Below are 20,182 nucleotides of genomic sequence, written 5' to 3'. Positions count from 1 at the left end.
TTTTTAATGAAATTTGCAATAATACCATGGGATGATAATGGTTTGGCTGACAGAATGTTTAACATAAAAGATAAAACATTAAATTTTGATCATAGGTTAGAACAATTTTATTTTATGAAAAAGGAGTTTGAAATTAATGGTGATATTTTGCATACCATTGATTTTTACAAAGATTTAAGTACAGTTGATTATTTTCTTTTTTTTGACTTAGACATAAATTGGGTAAAAAAATTAGTTGATTTGCATTTGGAGGATAGGATGATTTACTGTAATGCGGAACCTCCAACTGTAAATAAATATAACTGTAAGAATGGGTATGAAAAGCTTCAAAAGATTTTCCCATATATAATGACATGGGATGATGAATTGGTAGATAATAAAACGATATTTAAAAGGAATATACCTTATTATTTTGAGGATAAGAGAAAGAATATACCTTTTGATGATAGAAAATTGATAACGTGTATATCGGGGAATAAAAAATCTAACCATGTTAATGAACTTTACACAGAAAGAGAAAGGGTGATATCTTTTTTTGAAAAGAATTATCCAGATATGTTTGATTTTTATGGGGTAGGATGGGATAAAGAAAAACATCCATGTTATGGTGGAAAGGTTGAAGATAAATCACAAATATACCACAAATATAAATTTGCAATAGCATTTGAAAATATGGGAAATGTTAAAGGATATATTTCTGAAAAAATTTTAGATTGTTTAACTTCAGGTATTGTTCCGATATATAAAGGGGCAGAAAATATAAAAGATTATGTGCCAGAGGAGTGTTTTATTTCTTATGACGATTTTTCTACATTAAATGAATTGGCAAATTATTTAGCTGCTTTGGAAGAAGAAGAGTTTAATAAATATATTGAAGCAGCAGATTGTTTTATTCATTCAAAACAGACTGAATTATTTAGTGGTAAAAATTATGCCCGCTATATTTATAATGTTACAAGGCATGCTATAAAAGTATTTAGAGTTTCTAGAGTTAATAAGTTATGTTTAAATCTCATTGTATATACAAAAACATTTAAACATAGTTTGAGGCGAATTATTAATTTGCGGAGAATATGAGACATGAAATTTTGGACTGTTGGATGCAATATTATGCATAAGGTAATGTGGAATGATATTAATAAGTTGGAAGATGCTGTTTATATAGATAGTATTTTTAGATCAGTATGTAAAATTAAACTTTGGGTATGTAGGTTGTTTATTGAACTGGACAAAAAGGAAAAACTACCTAGTTTCTTACGTAAATATACCTATTCTATTTATTCTCTATCGGATGTGGTATTTGATAATGATAAGAATTTTATAATACTAACCGATAATAGAGTTGGTTGGTATTCTTTAAATTATTTAACTTACTTAAAAGAAAACCATAATGTACGTTATGTACTTATATATCTAAATCCATATATCACTAGTGGTGGTGATGTTTTAAAATTTAAAGAAATGGCAGATTATGTTTTTTCGTATGATAAAAATGATGTTAATAAATATGGATTTGAATATTTTGTTACTATTTACTCTGATTTACCAAAGAGTGGGATAAAGAAAGATATAGAAAGTGATATAATGTATTTTGGGGGAGAAAATGGACGACTTGAGTTGTTATTTAAGTGTTTTGAAGAGATTGATAAGAGTGGTTTGAAATATGATTTTAATATAGTTTCTGTGCAAAAGAAACGGCAAAAGTATAAGGGAAAAATTAAATATTGTAAGCCTGTATCTTATTATAGTTTAATGGATAAAGAATTGTCTACTAATTGTATATTGGAAGTTTTAAGTCAGAAACAAAATGGTACTACTTTAAGGGCTATGGAAGCAGTAATATTAAATAAAAAGTTCTTGACAAATAATTCTGACTTAGTTAATCTTCCTTTTTATAATAATAAATTTATGAAGATTTTTACTGACCCTTCTGCTATTGATTGGGAATTTGTACGAAAAAAAGAAGATGTAAATTATGATTATCATAATGAGTGTTCACCAATTAAGATAATAGAACGTATAAAGTATTTAGAAGAGCATCATATAATGTAGTAAAATTAATGAGAGAAGGTTAGATTGTATGCTAAATAAGTTTAGATATATCTTTGAAAGAAAAGATAAATGGAAATTAATAGGAATGGTTGTTTTGATGATTATTGGAAGTGGGTTGGAACTAATTGCAGTTGCAATATTTAGTCCATTTATTGAATTGTTGATGAATTCTGAGCAAATCAAGGAAAATGAATTTCTAGTTTTTTTATTTAATTACTTTCAATTTAATTCATTAGAAAAATATTTGGTAATCATTGCTCTTGGAATATGTTTTATTTATTTAATTAAAAATATATACTTGGGATTTTTACAAAATAGTATTTTATCTTTTTCTTACAAAACAAGAATGAATCTTGCTACTCGTTTACTTTCTACTTATATGTGTGAACCTTATGTTTTTCACCTATCTAAAAATATTGCTGAGATGCAAAGAAGTCTGCAAACAGATACATCTCAGTTTATGTTATTAGTTAATTCAGTATTACAGCTTACAGTTGAAGTGGCTGTAAGTATTGTTTTGGGATTATATTTATTTCATACAAGTCATTCCATAACAGTTATAGTAATAGGATTATTATTAGTATGTATAGGGTTTTTTTATGTAATATCTAAAAAGGTATCTTTTCGATTAGGAAAGCAGAATGAATATTATAATGCGAAATTGTTTCAGTGGATAAATCAGTCACTTGGAGGAATAAAGGAAGTCAAAATTTTACAACGGGAAGAATATTTTATTGATTCATATAAGGTTAACTATAAAAAACTAATTAAGGGAGCTAAGCTCAATGAATTATTAGCAGCGTTGCCTAAATACATTGTTGAGACTGTCTGTATGACAGGATTACTGTTAGCTGTAGTGGTAAAATTACTATATGGGCATGGCGATTTAAGTACATTCATTCCACAATTAACAACTTTTGCTGTGGCTTCATTCCGATTATTGCCTTCTGTGGGGAAAATAAATGCATATGTTAACAGTATAATGTATAGTAAAGCATCACTGGATATGATTTATGGGGACCTTATGGAGATAGAACAATATTCTCCTATACAGAGTTCGAATAAGTCAGGTTTAAAAGATTGGGTTTTTCAGCGAGGAATATTCGTTGAGAATGTAAGCTACCATTATCCCGATACAGATGTGTTAGTATTAAATAATGTTAATTTAGAAATCCCCAAAGGAAAAACCATAGCATTAATTGGGCCTTCTGGAGCAGGCAAAACGACATTAGCAGATATTATTCTGGGGCTTTTAGAACCAGTATCTGGGCATGTAAAAATAGATGATATTAATATTTATGATAATCTTTCATTATGGCATAAAAAGTTGGGATATATTCCTCAAAGCATTTATTTATCAGATGATTCAATAAGAAATAATATAGCATTTGGTATTAAAAATGAAGAAATAGATGATTCAGCCATTTGGTCAGCGCTAGATAAGGCTCAACTTAAACAATTTGTAGAAAATCTACCTAATGGTTTGGAAACGTATGTAGGAGACAGAGGAGTAAGATTATCAGGAGGACAAAGACAGCGAATTGGTATCGCAAGAGCATTATATCACGATCCGGAAATTCTTGTGTTAGATGAAGCAACTTCTGCATTGGATAATGATACGGAAAATGCAGTTATGGAAGCTATAGAAAGTCTACAAGGGACTAAAACGATGATTATCATAGCGCATCGTTTATCAACTATTAAAAATGCGGATTATATATATGAAGTATTCAATGGTGAAGTGATTAAGAAAAATAAAGATGAAGTAATAATCAATTAATAAGCGGGAGAGAAAAAAATGAAAATGATAGCTGGCATAGTATTATATCAGCCAGATATTTGTCGATTACAGGAAAATTTAGAGGCTATTGTTCCTCAGGTCGATGAGGTTTTGCTTATAGATAATGCCTCGTGTAATATAAGTGATGTTGAAAAATTATTAAAGAAATACTCTTCATGTGTTTTAATAAAAAATGAGAGTAATTTAGGTGTTGCAAGTGCTTTAAACGAAATTTGTCAGTATGCTAAAAATAATGAATATAATTGGTTTTTGACATTAGACCAGGATTCTGTATGTTCAGTAAATCTTATTAAAAATTATGTCGAATATTTGGGGTTTGAGAATATTGGAATAATTACAAGTAAAGCCATAGATAGAAATTTTATATTAGAAGAGGAATTTGGAGTTGAAGAAAAGTACAGATATGTTACATATTGTATTACTTCAGGAGCTCTTATGAATGTAGACGCTTGTATAAAATGTGGTGGATGGGATGAACGTTTATTTATTGATAATGTAGACGGCGATATCTGTATTAATATGAAAATCCATGGTTTTAAAGTGCTGAGTATCAATTATAATGGTATTTTGCATGAGGTAGGACATGGTAAAAATGTACAGTTTTTATGGATGAAAGATTGTGTTTATAATCATTCTGCGGAACGGCAATATTATATGGCTAGAAACAGAATTTATGTGGCAAGAAAATATCCATCTGAGTTTAAGATTTTTAGGGAAATAGTAAAAGAATTCAGAAATTTTCGATTAATATTAATGTTTGAAGAAAAAAAGAGAGAAAAGTTAGTTGCAAGAATTAAGGGGATTAGGGATGGATTTACCATGCCGATACAGTATATAAACTAATATTATAAGGGGTGAGAGTGTGAAAAAAAAAATTGTTTCTATTATTTTGTGTACGTATAATTGCGCTGCTACATTGAAAAATACTTTAGACAGCATAAAAAAACAGGATTATAGTTGTATTGAGGTGGTCATTAAAGATGGTGGCTCTAATGATGGTACATTAGAAATTATTAATGATTTTTTTAAGGAGTTCCAGGGAACGGAGAGAATAGTCAGATGGAAATCCGAATTTGATAAAGGAATTTATGATGCAATGAATCAAGGTTTTTTAATGTCTACTGGAGATGTTATCGTATTTTTTAACGATATTTTTTGCCAAAGAAATTCAATTACACTGATGATGGAAAATATCGAAAATAATTGGGATGATTGTATAGGCGGTCATGCTGATTTAGTATATATGAAACATGGTAAAATAGTTCGTTATTGGAAAATGGGCTCAGGGAAAATGATGCAAGGGTGGATGCCAGGGCACCCAACATTATTTCTAAAAAGGGAAATTTATGAAAAATACGGTTTATATAGTACTAATTATAGCTGCTCTGGAGATTATGAATTTATGGTAAGAACCATAATGGGGAATGAAGATAGATTAATCTATGTGCCAATATTATTGGTTAAAATGTATTATGGAGGCACTAGTACCAATGGGTTAAAAGCATATGTGATATCATTATTAGAATCACATAAAGCATTGAAAGATAATGGGGTAAACAAGGCTTGGTTAATTGATATAAGGAGAACCAGAAAATTAGTATCTCAGTTTTGGTTTGCATATAGGGGCAAATATATAAATGAATGAATTAGTTTCTATTATTATACCAGTTTTTAATGGAGAAATGTATGTAGAAAGATTGATTTTATCGGTAGCTTCTCAGACATATAGACCTTTAGAAGTAATTATAATAGACGATGGTTCTGTTGATTCTTCTTTAAATAAGTTGTATTCGAAAGTAAAAGAATTGGAAGTAGATGATTTAAAATTTATTATTTTGAGTCAGGATAATAAAGGAATTGCAAATACACGGAATTTAGGAATTAAGATATCCTCAGGAAAATATATAATGTTTCATGATCAAGATGACTGGATGGATAAAAACTGTGTAGAAATATTAGTAAAAGAAATGATATCCGGTAAATATGACATGGTAATATCTGGATATAGAAGTATTGATGATAGAGGGATTTGTAAGACAGAATGTTCATTGGATCCCCTTTTATCTTGGAGCAAATATAGAATAACAGCTCCTTGGGGAAGGATCTTTTTGAAGGAATTAATTAATAATAATAAAATATTTTTTTATGATACAAAAATTAGTGAAGATTTGTATTTCAATATTTTTTATATATCTTCATCAAAAAAAGTTAAAGTTATATCTTATGTCGGATATAACTGGTATTATAATAAGAACTCAGAATCCCATTTGAATTGGTCTAAATTGGATAAAGAAAGAGATCCATTTATAATGCTAGATGATTTGCATAAAAAAATAAGATTTGGGAATTGGAATGATAAAAATGAAAGGGCGTATTTTTTTACTAAATATTTAATATGGTATTTGTTATATACTGCAAGGGGTTCGCAAAAGGAAGAGTTAAAAAGAAATATTCAGAGAACTTTTTGTTGGCTAGAACAAAACTATCCAACTTATAGATTTAAGGGAGTTAAAGATATAAAATATCCTCTAGGCGAGCCGCTAATAATTAAAGTATGTGTTATGGTAATTATGATATTGTATAAATTAGGATTAGTTGAGATTGTTTTGCGTATTTATCGTAATTTATAATAAGTTATTTGGAGAATTAAAATTGAGAAAAAATATATATAAATTTATTTTGTGGGTTTTATTTATAATAATTGCATTCTTGATTTGGCCAGGGAAAGTGATATTACCAGGCAGTATTGTAGTTGGAGAAAAGCCATATTCGGAGGGACAAGAAGGAAGATGGCAATTAATAGAAACGGGTACGGAATTGGAATATCAATTTGAAGCTGCTTCAGATAGACTTAAAGGTATAACTTTAAATATACAGAAACAAAATAATGCTGCTTCAGTTGAAAAAAAACAGGGAAATATAATAGTAGCTATTAAAGATTCCTATGATAAGGAAATCTCTATAGTATACCAGGCAATATCGCAATTACAGGAAAATTCACTTACTTTTTTTGAATTAGATGCACACTTGAATAAAGGAGATAGGTATAGTTTAAATATATATTTGGATAATGGTTCTGAAGAACAACTTTGTATATTTGAAAAAGTTGAAAAAGATTCTTTCATAGCTGGAATTCAGTTTAAATATTTGAAGTCATTAGAATCCGCATCGATTATATTAATTTGGGTGGGATGTATTCTATTAGGAGTTCTTTTGCTTTATATAGAAAGGATACCTAATTTTGTTAAATTTATAAAAATTTTTATTTTTTTACTGGTTTTGGCTATTATTGGTGCATGGTGGTATTTTTATAAATTTAAAGAAATTTTAGACGAAAGTATAATATTAAATAGACTTTATATGATAATTCTTTGCCTATTAGCTTTGATTTTTATTATTCAACTATTTATATGCTATTGGAAAAAAGAAAAAAAACCTCAAAAATTATTCTTGTATTCATCAGTAATGTGGGGAGTTATTTATTTGTTAATTTTTCCTGCTTTTACTGCACCTGATGAAGATACACATTTTGTGTCAAGTTATGATTTGGCAAATGTAATGATGGGAATGGATGAACTTGGCGAAGATGGAAAGGTTTTGATGAGGAATATTGATAATCAAATGTATGAGCTTTCCCCTGGACGTGAATTAATGGAAAAATTTTATTCATCAATAAATATAAAAACAGAGAAATGGAGTTATGTTGAAAGTATAAGCAGAAATCCTTATAGTACAAGTAGACAAACCAGCATATTTAATTATTTATTTCAGGCAATAGGAGTGGCAATTGCAAGAGTTTTAAATTTGAATTATTTTTGGGTGATAATTTTAGGACGTGCATCTAATTTATTAGCCTATATAATCCTTACCTATTTAGCAATTAAAATTATTCCTATTGGAAAATGGTTAATTTATGTCATTAGCCAATTTCCTATGGTACTTGAACTAAGTGCCTCGTATTCTTATGATGTTATTAATATTGGAATGGTTTTTCTGTTTATTGCTTTAATATTAAATGTTAAATTTAATGATAGGACTATTAAAGTATATGATTTAGTTATTATTAGTATTGTGGGTGTTGTTATGACCATGATCAAGGGCATGTATTTTCCTATATTGTTTGCTATATTTATGATTCCAAAAGAAAAATTTTCAGATGGATATATCCGAAAAAAATCTGTACTGTTAAGGACAATGGTTGTTTTATTTATAGTTGTAATTTCTTTTTTGGTAAACAATCAGATGCTAATGCATATTTCAGGAACTAAAAATACTGTATCAACCATAGCAGGACATTCGAATGCTAGAAGTATATATACTTTATTATTTGATCCATTTGAGATAATAAAATTATTTGGTAATACAATAATAAAATATGGAGACTCAATATTATTTTCAATATTTGGTCAAAAATTAGCATGGCGTATAGATATGTTACCTTTGCATTTGATAGTATGTTTTATAGGAATAGCTATATATGCGTTAGGTGTAAATGACAATATGTATAAATCGATAAATTTGTCAGATCGAATAATAAGTTTGTTAATTATGTTTGCTTGTACAGGCTTAGCCACTATGGCAATGTTATTAGTTAATACACCAGTAGGCAGTGAGACGATAGAAGGTGTTCAGGGAAGATATTTAGTGCCTTTTTTGCCATTGTTAAGTATAACCGCAGCCTACAATAATTCAAAAACATTAGAAACATCATCGAAAGCAACAAGAATAGTAATAGGAACATCAATTTTAAATTATATTTCTGTTTTATATATTTTTACATATATATTATCAAATTAAAGGATTAAATATGAATAAATTATTATATTTAACAACTTGGGATTTTTCGGATGGCGCCTCAATGGGAATAACTAAGAAAATTAAATCACATATAAAGGTGTTTAATGAAGAAGGATTTGATGTTGATTTCACTTGCATTAAGGAAGGCTGTATTTGGCTATATAAAGATAGTATTCCGATTAATCTAGGTAATGTTGGGGTAGGAAGAAAGATATGTGCTAATTATTATTTATCTAGAAAATTAATTAACAGTGAATATCGTTTTGTTTATACCCGATATGGTTTAATGGATACTTTTTATTTTAGTATATTGAAAAAACTTCATAAAAATGGCAGTAAGATTATTATTGAAATACCAACTTATCCGTATGATAAAGAAAAAAATAAGGGATTACTTTGGTCGATGCTTTTTGGTTGGGATAGATTTTATCGGAGACGTATTAAATATGTGGCAGATGCTATTTTTACTTATTCAGAAGATGATGTAATATTTGGTTTACCTACCATTAGAGGAAAGAATGGTACTGATTTTGATGAAATACGTATTCGAAAAGTTAAGAAAAAGAATAATCAAATTGATTTAATTGCTGTGGCAGGTTTGGCAAAATGGCATGGGTACGATCGTTTAATAAAAGGGTTAGGTGAATATTATAAGGGAGGGGGAACACGAATTGTAAAGTTTCATATTGTAGGATCAGGTAAGCCAGTGGAGGAATATCGAGATATTATTAGACAGTATGGAATAAGCAATTATGTATTTCTATATGGATTAAAATATGGTAATGAATTGGACTCTATTTATGATAGTTGTGATATAGGGGTAGAGAATCTTGGTTTTCATAGAACGGGAGTGTATTATGCCAGTACATTGAAGGCAAAAGAATATGCTGCAAAAGGATTACCATTTATTACTTCGTTGAATTTAGATGTTTTTCAAAATGAATATTTTGTGTTAAAAGTTCCAGCAGATGAATCTCCAATAAATGTGGCAGATATTATAGATTTTTATGATAAAATTTATGATATTCCAGACTATGAAGAAATTTGTCATGATATAAGAGAAAAGGCAAAAAAGGTTTGTGATATAAGAGAAACTATGTTGCCTGTTATTAATTACTTTAAAAAAGACAGTAATTGGGAGTAAACTAGATGTTAGTAGAAGATTTTATAGAGGTAGAAAATGCACTTAATTTACTAGATAGAAAATATAAGGACTTTCCATATTGGATATATAGTCGATATGCGGTATTTAGTTATATAACAAAAATAGTAGATGGTATAGAATTAAGTAGCCAAGAGCTTAGCCAAGGATTATTTGGTGGCATAATGTCTATGCTTATTAATAGTTTAATATTTTGGAAAAAATGTAAAAGCGAAAAAGATAAAGACATACTTATTTTGAACCATGAAAGAAAGATGCTTGAAAATAATAAATATGTTTGTCTTTATACTGAAAAGATAGCAGAACAATATCAGAAAAGCGTGGTCTTTGAAAGACCTTATAATTATAGACATCTAAAACCAGCTAAAACAGATAATATTATTTACGGTGATTATATTGAACTTTGTAGTTTATCACTGGGTTTGCTTTCGTGTTTGTGTAAAACAAAGAAATATAGAAATTCAAAAAAATTTTTTTTAGTTGAGTTAAAAGATATAGTAGACAGTTTACAAAATAAGATTAAGGCAAAAATTGAAATAAATGATTTAGCTGAAACAATTACAAGACTTTATCTTTTATATTGTGTGAAAAAAAAGATTTTTAATAAAATGCTTTCGATTTTTAAGCTACATGTTATAATAGAGGTTGTATCATATAATATGAATTGCATGATAATTAATGAATTAGCTGCAGAAAGCAAAATACCGACAATAGAGTTGCAACATGGGGTTATGAGCGGTTCTATAGCCTATAATTATCCTATGAAAATGGAAATTAAGCAATTTCCAGATTATATCTTTGTTTTCTCGGAATTTTGGAAAAAAAGTTGCCAATTTCCTATTGAACAAAAAAATATAAAAGTGGTTGGCTATCCATATTTAGAAGAAAAGGCAAAACAATATTCTGAGAAATTAATTACAAAAAGGTCTCGAAGAAAAGAGACAGTATTATTTTTATCCCAATGGACAATAGGTAAAGAATTGAGTAAAATGGCAGTTGAATTTTCAGAGCTTAGTAAGGAACAATATGAAATTATATTTAAATTACACCCTGGAGAATATGAAACTTGGAGAAAAAATTATCCATGGCTAGAAAAAAATAAAAAGATTAGAATCATTGATTCTTTAGAACATAATATATATGAATGTTTTGCGATGAGTGATTATCAGGTTGGTGTAAGTTCTACTGCAATATACGAGGGATTGGAGTTTGCTCTAAAAACATTTATTTATAAAATAAAAACATCAGAATGTATGAAGAATTTGTGTGATGATAATTATGCAAGTTATGTTTCTTCAGCACAAGATTTATATGAGAAGATATCTGAAAAGAATTATAATGAGAATAATCATGCAAAAAATGGATTTTGGGAGAAAGATTCTTTAAAGAAAATAATTGGAGAGATTAATGATATTTTGGATAAGAATGAGTACAAATAAAAATTTGTTTAATAAGTATAATAAGTATAATAAGTATACTTGATGGTATTATTTTTGAAGCGTGAGTGTGGTTGGGGATAATGTGGCTGTTTCCATGATAGTATATATAACAGAAAGGGCGAAAATATAAGCAGGCAGAAAAGCTGTTAATAATATATCGGCATGTGCTATAGCTGGAGCGCATTCAATTAATGTTTTTTAATATAGACTTAAAAAGATTGCAATAAGTTAAATGAAACATGGAAATCCTTTTACAATTAAAACGTATATATTACAAATAGTAGTCGAACTAAAAAGTATTATAATAGCTGGGAGAAAGGAAATACAATTATGGGAAAAATATTGGTTACTGGAGCAGATGGTTTTATTGGTAGTCATCTTGTAGAGGAATTAGTGAAACAAGGTTTTGAAGTTAAGGCATTTGTATATTATAATTCTTTTAGTACATGGGGGTGGTTGGATTATTTGCCAGAATCAACAATGAAGTATGTAGAAATTTTTCAGGGGGATATTAGAGATCCTCACGGAGTCAAAGAAGCTATGAAAGATGTGCAGGCAGTATTTCATTTAGCGGCATTAATTGCGATTCCGTATAGTTATTATTCTCCGGACACCTATGTGGATACAAATATTAAAGGGACTCTTAATGTTTTGCAAGCTGCAAGAGACTTGAATATAAATAGAGTTTTGGTTACATCTACGTCAGAGGTTTATGGAACAGCAAAATATGTACCGATAGATGAATTGCATCCTTTACAAGGACAATCCCCATATTCTGCTACTAAAATTGGCGCAGATAGGTTGGCGGAGTCTTTTTTTCGTTCTTTCTCATTACCAGTTACTATAGTAAGGCCATTTAATACATATGGTCCAAGACAATCTGCAAGGGCTATTATACCGACAATTATTACTCAATTATTGTCAGGAGAGAACAAAATTAAATTAGGTTCACTTACACCAACAAGAGATTTTAATTATGTAAAAGATACGGTAAATGGATTTATTGAGATATATAAATCAGATTTAACAATTGGAGAAGAAATAAATATTGCTACTCAAATGGAGATTACTATTGGAAAATTAGCAGAGGAACTGATACATCAAATTAATCCTGCTGCATCAATAGTATGCGAAGAACAAAGATTACGTCCTGTTAATAGTGAGGTTAATCGATTATTGGGATGTAATAAAAAAATAAAAGAGTTGACTCACTGGAAGCCCAGATATACCTTTGAACAAGGTCTGACTGAAACTATAAATTTTTTTGAAAAATATTTATATATGTATAAGGTTGATAGGTATAATATCTAATTAGAGAGGTTATTTATGGATATACGGCAATTGATAATATCTGAAGATGCAACTATTTTGGATGCAATGAAACAGTTAGAGCAAGAGGCAAAGAAAATACTTTTTATTTTGCGTAATGGAAAGTTGGCAGCATCTATAACTGATGGGGATATTAGGCGGTGGATTTTATCAGGAGGAGCTCTTGATGAGTCGGTTGATAAAGTGGGAAATTTCAACCCACTTTATTTACATTTAAATGAGATTAATTTGGCTGAAAATCTAATGCATAAATATTCAATTGAAGCTGTGCCAATAATAAATGAAAAGCATGAACTAGTATCGGTTGTATTTTGGAATGATAAAAATATTCATATAGAGAAAGCAAAGATAGATTTACCTGTAGTAATGATGGCAGGCGGACTGGGAACAAGATTGTATCCATATACTAAAATATTGCCTAAACCACTTATTCCGGTAGGTGAGATTCCGATTGCAGAAAGAATTATCAACCAGTTCTGCCAAGCGGGGTGCAATCAATTTTATTTAGTGGTGAATCATAAAAAAAATATGATTAAAGCATATTTTAATGAAATTGAGAAAAAATACGAAATACAATACATAGATGAAAATATTCCACTGGGCACTGGGGGAGGAATCAGTCTACTTAAAGGAAAAATAAATTCAACTTTTATACTGACTAATTGTGATATATTGGTAGAAGCTGATTTCTATAAGATTTATGAATTTCATAAAAAACAAAAAAATATAATTACGATGATTTGTTCATTAAAGAATTTTACAATTCCTTACGGGGTTGTAAATATCGCTCATGACGGTTCTATTGATAGTTTACAGGAAAAGCCTGTGATTTCTTTTTTTACTAACACAGGCTGTTATTTAGTTGAATCAAAGGTTATTGATGAAGTAGAATTAAACCGAAATGTAAATTTCCCGGAATTAATTGAAGAATGTAAAAAAAAGGGTGATAAAGTGGGAGTATATCCAATAGGAGAACGTTCCTGGTTTGATATGGGACAAATTGATACATTTGAAGAAATGAATAAGAAGTTTGAAAAGTAATGATAGGGGTTTATTATGTTGGATATTATTTCTTTTAAGGAAGAAACCAAATGGAATAGTGTTGTAAAATCTTTTAATAATTGGGATGTATACTATCTTTATGAATATTCTGTTTCTTTTATGATTCATGGTGATGGTATTCCGCTATTATTTTATTTCACAGATGATAAAATGAGAATGTGTTATATAATGATGCTTAATGATTTAGCAAACACTAAAGTATATGAAATGACACTTGATAAAAATCAATATTATGATTTGACTACACCATATGGTTATGGAGGTCCAATTGTTGATGGGAAAATAAATAATATATCAGTTACGGTTTTTATGAATGAAATGGCAGAATATTGTAGACAACATAATATAGTGAGTCAGTTTTTTAGATTTTCTCCATGGATGATGAATCATTTAGTTTTAAATAGTTTTTGTGAACAGAAATTTTTGAAACATACTATTTTTATGGATACGATAGATGTGCCAAGAATTTTTGATAATATGGATTCGAAAAATCGCAATATGGTTCGAAAGGCAATTAAATATGGTGTTACGATAACACAGGATTCAGGTGAACGGTTAGAGCAATTTATTTCAATATATAATGAAACAATGGTAAGAGACGCAGCGGAACAATATTTCTTTTTCGAAAAGGAATACTATATGTATATAATTAAAAATATGGTTAATAATGTTCGTTTTTTTTATGCGGAGAAAGAGGGGGAAATTATTAGTGTAGCAATGATTTTATTTGGAAATAAACGTGCACATTATCATCTGTCTGGAATGCGCACAGATGCCAGAGGATTTGGTTCTATGAACTTGCTGTTATATGAAATTGCGTGTTGGGCATCTCATGAAGGAGTAAGGTTATTTCATTTAGGCGGTGGTGTAAATGCTGAAGACAGCTTGTTTAAATTTAAAAAACAGTTTAATAAACAAGGACGATTTGAATTTTGGATTGGAGCTAATGTTTTTTTGCAAACAGAATATGAAGAATTAATAAAATTAAGAAAAGATTTGAATCCGGAATGGAATGATAGAAATAAATTTATGATTAAGTATAGGGGACAATAGAATAAAGATTATTTTTACCTACATGAAAAATTTAGATTGGAGATTTATATGGGTAATACATTTATTATTGCAGAGGCTGGAGACAACCACAATGGAAATTTTGAGAATGCCTTGAAGCTTGTTGATGCTGCAGTAGAAGCAGGAGCTGATTGTGTAAAATTCCAGACGTTTGTCACTGAGGAAATAATAACAAAAAATGCTAAAATGGCAGAGTATCAAATAAATAATACGGGATGTGAAGAAAGCCAGTTTAGTATGGTAAAAAAATTAGAGTTGTCTTTTTATGAATTTAAATTAATAAAAAAATATTGTGATGAAAAGAAAATAATGTTTTTATCTACACCATTTGATATACCTAGTATAGAGTTTTTGGAGGAATTAAATATTCCTATATTTAAAATACCATCTGGTGAAGTGACAAATCTTCCATATTTGGTTAAGATAGCCCAAACTGGTAAAAGTGTTATTCTATCAACTGGTATGTGTGAAGTTAAAGATATTCAGCTTGCAATACAAATATTGGAGGATAATGGATGCGGTACAATTACGTTATTACATTGTAATACAGAATATCCTACACCATATGAGGACGTTAATTTAAATGCTATGACAACAATGAGAAAAAAGTTTAAAAAGGAAGTTGGTTATTCTGATCATACACTTGGAATAGAAGTGCCGGTTGCTGCGGTTGCAATGGGGGCTACTGTTATCGAAAAGCATTTTACATTAGATAAAACAATGCCGGGTCCAGATCATAAAGCAAGTTTAGAACCTGATGAACTAAAGGAGATGATTATTAAAATAAGAAATATTGAGAAGGCTTTAGGGGATGGAGTTAAGAGAGTTAGTAATTCAGAACGAAAGAATATTACTATTGCCAGAAAAAGTATTGTTGCCAGGAAAAGCATTGCTAGAGGAGAGTTATTTACTGAAGATAATCTTGCGGTGAAAAGACCTGGAAATGGTATGAGTCCTTTGTTATGGAATAAGATTATTGGAACAAAAGCCAATAAAGATTATGTTGTAGATGAGTTGATAAAAATATGATAGATAATATAAGAAAGAAAAAAATCGCCGTAGTAACAGCAACACGTGCAGAGTATGGTGTATTAAGAAGAATATTAAAGATTCTGAATGAAGATGATAATATCCAAATGTTACTTTATGTAACAGGCACACATTTGTCTAAAGAATATGGATACACTGTAGAAGAAATACAAAATGATTTAATCCCGATTAGACGGATGGTCGATATTAATGTACGATGTGGTGGAGCAGTTGAAGTGGCCGAAACCATTTCTACTGCACAAGTGAAATTTGTTAAAGCCTTTTTAGAGGATCTACCAGACATTTTGCTTGTTGTAGGGGATAGATATGAGTTATTGCCTATTTGTACAAGTGCATTGCTTTTGAGGATACCTATTGCACATATATCAGGTGGGGAGGTAACCGAGGGAGCAATTGATGATATCATAAGAAATTGTATAACAAAGATGAGCTATTTACATTTTCCAGCATGTGCTGAATATAAAAATAGGATAATTCAAATGGGGGAAGATCCTGAAAGAGTTTTTGATTTTGGTGACATAGGTGTGGATTCCCTTTTAAACACGGAAAGATTGACTAAAACCCAACTTGAAGAAAGCATGTTAATAAAGTTGGATAGACCCTTTTCACTTGTTACTTTTCATCCGGTTACTATGCAACAGGACAGCCTTGAACAGTTAACTGAACTACTATTAGCAATAGAACAAAAGAAAGAATATTTATATATAATAACAAAAGCTAATGCAGATATGGGAGGAGAAGATATAAATAAGCGGCTTGAAGAGTTTTGCAAAACGCATGATCACTGCATATTATTTTCGTCTTTAGGAAACCAACGGTATATTAGTTTACTTGCTTTATGTGATTTTGTTATGGGTAATTCTTCCAGTGGAATATATGAAGCTCCTGCTTTTAGAAAACCGGTAGTAAATATTGGAGATAGGCAGAAAGGTAGAGTTAAGGCGGAATGTGTTGTGGACTGTTTGCCTAAAAGAAAGGATATTATAGCAGCAATTGAAAAAACTGAGGATAACGCTTTTAGAAATTCAATTAAAAATATGCAGATGCCTTTTACCGGTGGAGCAACTGCAGAAAATATAATTGACACAATAAAAGATTTTTTAAATAATAATAGAATAAGTTTGATGAAAGGCTTTTACGATATTAATTTTTTATCTGAGAAGGATATATTATGAGAAAGCTTTTAGGTAATTCTTTAATTTTTACAGTTTCTAATGTTTTACTACAAGCGCTTTCATTTATACTATTGCCTTTATATTCGAATATCATATCTACTAGTGATTATGGAATTATTAGTAATATAAATACGATTGTATTTTTGTGCAATTTAATTATTTCTATGCGTTTGGACGGCGCACTGTCTAGATATTATTTTTGTTGTAAAACAGAGGAAGATAAGAAGAAACTTTTTACTAAGCTTAATATTTTTCTGCTATTTTTATCTACAATTGGTTATTCTTTTATTGTTGTATTTTCATGGTCCTTTTTCGTAAATAAAATAGGCATAAATACTTGGATTGCTTTAGTAATTGCAATATTTACTAAATTTTTTGATAATTTTTATTCAATGGTATCATCATATCTTATAGCCGAACAGAAGGCAAAAACTGTTTCTTGTATTGCCGTTTTTAGTGGAGCTTTAAATTTAGTAAGTACTTATTTATTTGTGACTAGGATGAATAATAAAGTAATCGGTTATGTTTTATCCTTTTTAGTTATTAGTATGTTTAGAATGATTATAGTTTTATATTATCAGATGGTTTTATGGTATCCGGTAAAAGAATTCTGGAAGGTGAAAGAGTACGTTCGATATTCAGCAAATCTTTTACCAGTTGAGTTGGCTTATTGGATTATCAATACTAGTGATAGATTGGTAATAACAGCTCTTATAGGAACTTCTTCAACTGGAATTTATAGTATGGGAAGCAATTTTGCCCATATTGTAAATATATTTATTGATTCTTTTAATAAGGCCTATGTACCATTTGTTTTTTCCCAAATAGGTAGTAATTCAGAAAAAGAGGCAAATAATTTAATATGTCGTGTAAATCAGTATTTTGTTGCCGGAGCATCTGTAATTGCAGGAGGGGTATTTGTATTTGTTCCCAGTATAATTGAAATTTTTAATAAAGATTATGCAGGGAGTGCCACAGTAGCCATGGTTTTAACTATTAGTACTTTTTTTTATGGTATAATGCAATCATATAATGTGATATGCAATTATTATGTAGAGTGTATGCAAACAAAAGCAAAAATAATTTCTTTGTGTGCTGTATTGAACATTATTCTTAATATATTATTTGTAAAGAAATTAGGTTTAATTGGGGCAGCAGTAGCTACAGTAATCTGTTATGCGTTAATTGCACTGGGAATAAAATATTTAGCAGATAAACGTTGGAAATTAATGGTAAATATGAAAAAGAGAGTTATGACCTATTCATTTACGATTGTTTACTTAATATTTGCCTGGACTCCACTAGGATATAAAGGCCTTATTATTAGAATTTTAAGTTCAATAATATATGTATTAATAATGATTGGAATTAACATCTCTTTGAGTGATTATATTAATAAAAAAGAAGGAGGAACTAAAAATGGGGAGAATGCTAATTAGTAATGAAAAAAAATTTTTCAGCATACTTCATGAAATGTTTGTTAGTTCCGGTTTTACAAGATATTATAGGAAAAAAAGTGACAATCTGGATGAGTGTTATTATGAAAAACTATGTATTCATAATGAGAATTTTTTAGAAATTAGTAAAGAAGAGTCCATTGCATCTGTAGGAACATTAATTTACAATGGTTCTATTGGCAAAAAAGCTTTAAAAAGTTTTTATATTGATTATCTAAATGAGGGAATGAAAGTACGAAAAAAGGCGTTAGGATGTTATTGTATTGTTTTACATGTAAAAGAACAATATATTATTTTTACAGATTATGATGGAAGATATGCATTATATTACTATTATGATTTAGATAAGTTTTTAATAACATGCCAGTATACACATATTGCTATGGCTATTGATGCTGAAGTAAATAATATGGCATTAATAGAAAAAGGAATTCAATATTGTAATCTTGGCAAAGACACACCATTTCAAAAGGTTTTTAGATTATGCGGATATGAATATATAGCAATAAATAACGGAAAATTTCAGATTTCAGAATGCGGAAATTTATGGGATAAATTTAGTGTTAATGAGTCAGAAGATAATCTGTATAAAATTTGCTGTTCGATAGAACAAACTGAATTGCAATATAATCAAGTATTTAGAAATAAGACAATTTGCATGACGGGAGGGCTGGATTCAAGAGTAGTTCTTGCAGCAATGATTAAGGGTGATGATAAACCGGATATAGTTTCATGGCAAGGAAAAGGGTTAATATTTAATTCTTTTAAACAAGATAGAGATATATGTGAAAGAATAGTACAAGAGTTACGTTTAAATATTAAGAAGCCAGATTATAATTTGGACTATAAAATAGAAGGAGAAATAAAGAAAGAAGTTTTGATAAAACGATTGGGGGAACTGATATCTATATATGGAGGAAATCAAGATTTTTTTCAGCAATTTGAGGATGGTTATTTTGGTGAATATGTTACATTTGGGTATTTTGGGGAACCTCTCCGAAGTAATGATAAACTAGATCCTGTTTATCATGAAAATTTTTCTTTGGAAAATTATTTAGATGATTTTTATATTAATAGTAAATATTCTAATAAAATTAAGAATTGGAGAGAATATAAAAAATATATATATTCAAAATTAACATATTTGACAAATAAGTTAGGAATTAATAAAGAGTTTTTAACCCAAGAAGAATGCATGCTTCTTCATTATTATTATAGAACTTTAGCAGATAACCAAGTATGCCAGTTGGCTAATATTTATTGTTATTCAACCCAAATTTTGGCAGAATATGAAGTTCGCAAATTTATACTTGTGACTGCGTATAAGCAAAAGAAAAATGCTTCTCTTCAAATAGCTTGTATTAATAAATTATGCCCACAATTAACTAAAATACCACTTTTTTCACATTGTAGAATGAGAAGAATTAATACTGAAGAACTTAGAATCGAAGATAAAGGAATAACTGAAATTGAATATTATATGAAAAAGAATATTGAAAAAATTGGGAAAAAATATGTTCCTGGACTATATGATAAAATGTGGGGATTATATTCTAAAATTATGAATCCTATAAATCTTCCATCGATAAACAGGAAAATAACAGAATATTATCTTGAATATATAGAGAAAAATAAAAATGAAAGAATTAACTTAGATAATATTTTTAACTTGGAAGAATGTGAGTGGGATGATTTGATACCTTGGTTGTATTTTATGACTGTAATTTGTAATTATTAAAGGCATAAAAGCAGGATAATTAAATTGGAATACGTAGTTTTACGCTTTA

General features: G+C 29.2%; 16 protein-coding genes. All 16 read left to right on the top strand.

The features are described 5' to 3' along the window. The first annotated feature begins 6 nt into the window (after nt 1–6). The 16 genes from HMPREF1548_RS14160 to HMPREF1548_RS14085 all read left to right on the top strand — a co-directional run bounded on the left by HMPREF1548_RS14160 (nt 7) and on the right by HMPREF1548_RS14085 (nt 20,133). The gene (locus HMPREF1548_RS14160; protein WP_021636922.1) at nt 7–1,077 is read left to right on the top strand and encodes a glycosyltransferase family 10 domain-containing protein; all 1,071 of its coding nucleotides are present in this window, start codon (nt 7–9) and stop codon (nt 1,075–1,077) included. Nucleotides 1,078–1,080: 3 nt separating this feature from the next. Beyond that, nucleotides 1,081–2,052 (top strand): WaaS/CpsH family glycosyltransferase, encoded by a 972-nt coding sequence (locus HMPREF1548_RS14155; protein ID WP_021636921.1) that lies wholly within the window; start codon nt 1,081–1,083, stop codon nt 2,050–2,052. Nucleotides 2,053–2,080: 28 nt separating this feature from the next. Further along, entirely contained in the window at nt 2,081–3,832 is a 1,752-nt protein-coding gene (locus HMPREF1548_RS14150) for an ABC transporter ATP-binding protein (RefSeq protein WP_021636920.1), read from the top strand. An 18-nt stretch (nt 3,833–3,850) separates the two neighbouring features. Further along, nucleotides 3,851–4,696: a glycosyltransferase gene (locus tag HMPREF1548_RS14145; RefSeq protein WP_021636919.1), complete on the top strand. Its 846-nt coding sequence runs from the start codon at nt 3,851–3,853 to the stop codon at nt 4,694–4,696. Between the two features lie 19 nt (nt 4,697–4,715). Beyond that, entirely contained in the window at nt 4,716–5,498 is a 783-nt protein-coding gene (locus HMPREF1548_RS14140; protein WP_021636918.1) for a glycosyltransferase family 2 protein, read from the top strand. Continuing rightward, nucleotides 5,491–6,483 (top strand): glycosyltransferase family 2 protein, encoded by a 993-nt coding sequence (locus HMPREF1548_RS14135; protein ID WP_021636917.1) that lies wholly within the window; start codon nt 5,491–5,493, stop codon nt 6,481–6,483. Before HMPREF1548_RS14140 ends, HMPREF1548_RS14135 begins: the two co-directional genes overlap by 8 nt. 22 nt (nt 6,484–6,505) lie before the next feature. Next, the gene (locus HMPREF1548_RS14130) at nt 6,506–8,650 is read left to right on the top strand and encodes a DUF2142 domain-containing protein (RefSeq protein WP_035322193.1); all 2,145 of its coding nucleotides are present in this window, start codon (nt 6,506–6,508) and stop codon (nt 8,648–8,650) included. A 10-nt stretch (nt 8,651–8,660) separates the two neighbouring features. Continuing rightward, nucleotides 8,661–9,794: a glycosyltransferase gene (locus HMPREF1548_RS14125; RefSeq protein ID WP_021636915.1), complete on the top strand. Its 1,134-nt coding sequence runs from the start codon at nt 8,661–8,663 to the stop codon at nt 9,792–9,794. A 5-nt stretch (nt 9,795–9,799) separates the two neighbouring features. Next, complete coding sequence (locus tag HMPREF1548_RS14120) at nt 9,800–11,251, top strand: CDP-glycerol glycerophosphotransferase family protein (protein ID WP_021636914.1); 1,452 nt, start codon at nt 9,800–9,802, stop codon at nt 11,249–11,251. A 330-nt stretch (nt 11,252–11,581) separates the two neighbouring features. Then, nucleotides 11,582–12,562, top strand: a complete 981-nt coding sequence (locus tag HMPREF1548_RS14115) for an NAD-dependent 4,6-dehydratase LegB (RefSeq protein WP_021636913.1) — start codon at nt 11,582–11,584, stop codon at nt 12,560–12,562. A 15-nt stretch (nt 12,563–12,577) separates the two neighbouring features. Beyond that, a complete protein-coding gene (locus HMPREF1548_RS14110) occupies nt 12,578–13,621 on the top strand; it encodes a nucleotidyltransferase family protein (protein ID WP_021636912.1) in 1,044 nt (347 codons plus the stop codon). A 15-nt stretch (nt 13,622–13,636) separates the two neighbouring features. Continuing rightward, entirely contained in the window at nt 13,637–14,695 is a 1,059-nt protein-coding gene (locus HMPREF1548_RS14105) for a lipid II:glycine glycyltransferase FemX (protein ID WP_021636911.1), read from the top strand. A 48-nt stretch (nt 14,696–14,743) separates the two neighbouring features. After that, on the top strand, nt 14,744–15,742 hold the full coding sequence (gene neuB, locus HMPREF1548_RS14100; RefSeq protein ID WP_021636910.1) for an N-acetylneuraminate synthase: 999 nt from the start codon (nt 14,744–14,746) through the stop codon (nt 15,740–15,742). Further along, nucleotides 15,739–16,938, top strand: a complete 1,200-nt coding sequence (neuC, locus tag HMPREF1548_RS14095) for a UDP-N-acetylglucosamine 2-epimerase (RefSeq protein WP_021636909.1) — start codon at nt 15,739–15,741, stop codon at nt 16,936–16,938. Before neuB ends, neuC begins: the two co-directional genes overlap by 4 nt. Further along, nucleotides 16,935–18,377, top strand: coding sequence for a lipopolysaccharide biosynthesis protein (locus HMPREF1548_RS14090; RefSeq protein ID WP_021636908.1), 1,443 nt, complete (start codon nt 16,935–16,937; stop codon nt 18,375–18,377). The genes neuC and HMPREF1548_RS14090 overlap by 4 nt, the downstream gene beginning before the upstream one ends. Beyond that, complete coding sequence (locus HMPREF1548_RS14085; RefSeq protein WP_035322187.1) at nt 18,358–20,133, top strand: hypothetical protein; 1,776 nt, start codon at nt 18,358–18,360, stop codon at nt 20,131–20,133. Before HMPREF1548_RS14090 ends, HMPREF1548_RS14085 begins: the two co-directional genes overlap by 20 nt. Nucleotides 20,134–20,182: the final 49 nt, after the last annotated feature.

Origin of the sequence: Clostridium sp. KLE 1755 (genome assembly GCF_000466465.2) — a bacterium.
Lineage (GTDB): Bacteria > Bacillota > Clostridia > Lachnospirales > Lachnospiraceae > Eisenbergiella > Eisenbergiella porci.
This window is presented reverse-complemented; position numbering and strand designations above follow the sequence as displayed.

What these genes read in the sequence shown, in the direction of transcription:
- HMPREF1548_RS14160 (WP_021636922.1), top strand. Translation starts at nt 7, where the DNA reads ATGAAATTTGCAATAATACCATGGGATGATAATGGTTTGGCTGACAGA.
- HMPREF1548_RS14155 (WP_021636921.1), top strand. Translation starts at nt 1,081, where the DNA reads ATGAAATTTTGGACTGTTGGATGCAATATTATGCATAAGGTAATGTGG.
- HMPREF1548_RS14150 (WP_021636920.1), top strand. Translation starts at nt 2,081, where the DNA reads ATGCTAAATAAGTTTAGATATATCTTTGAAAGAAAAGATAAATGGAAA.
- HMPREF1548_RS14145 (WP_021636919.1), top strand. Translation starts at nt 3,851, where the DNA reads ATGAAAATGATAGCTGGCATAGTATTATATCAGCCAGATATTTGTCGA.
- HMPREF1548_RS14135 (WP_021636917.1), top strand. Translation starts at nt 5,491, where the DNA reads ATGAATGAATTAGTTTCTATTATTATACCAGTTTTTAATGGAGAAATG.
- HMPREF1548_RS14125 (WP_021636915.1), top strand. Translation starts at nt 8,661, where the DNA reads ATGAATAAATTATTATATTTAACAACTTGGGATTTTTCGGATGGCGCC.
- HMPREF1548_RS14120 (WP_021636914.1), top strand. Translation starts at nt 9,800, where the DNA reads ATGTTAGTAGAAGATTTTATAGAGGTAGAAAATGCACTTAATTTACTA.
- HMPREF1548_RS14115 (WP_021636913.1), top strand. Translation starts at nt 11,582, where the DNA reads ATGGGAAAAATATTGGTTACTGGAGCAGATGGTTTTATTGGTAGTCAT.
- HMPREF1548_RS14110 (WP_021636912.1), top strand. Translation starts at nt 12,578, where the DNA reads ATGGATATACGGCAATTGATAATATCTGAAGATGCAACTATTTTGGAT.
- HMPREF1548_RS14105 (WP_021636911.1), top strand. Translation starts at nt 13,637, where the DNA reads ATGTTGGATATTATTTCTTTTAAGGAAGAAACCAAATGGAATAGTGTT.
- neuB (WP_021636910.1), top strand. Translation starts at nt 14,744, where the DNA reads ATGGGTAATACATTTATTATTGCAGAGGCTGGAGACAACCACAATGGA.
- neuC (WP_021636909.1), top strand. Translation starts at nt 15,739, where the DNA reads ATGATAGATAATATAAGAAAGAAAAAAATCGCCGTAGTAACAGCAACA.
- HMPREF1548_RS14090 (WP_021636908.1), top strand. Translation starts at nt 16,935, where the DNA reads ATGAGAAAGCTTTTAGGTAATTCTTTAATTTTTACAGTTTCTAATGTT.
- HMPREF1548_RS14085 (WP_035322187.1), top strand. Translation starts at nt 18,358, where the DNA reads ATGGGGAGAATGCTAATTAGTAATGAAAAAAAATTTTTCAGCATACTT.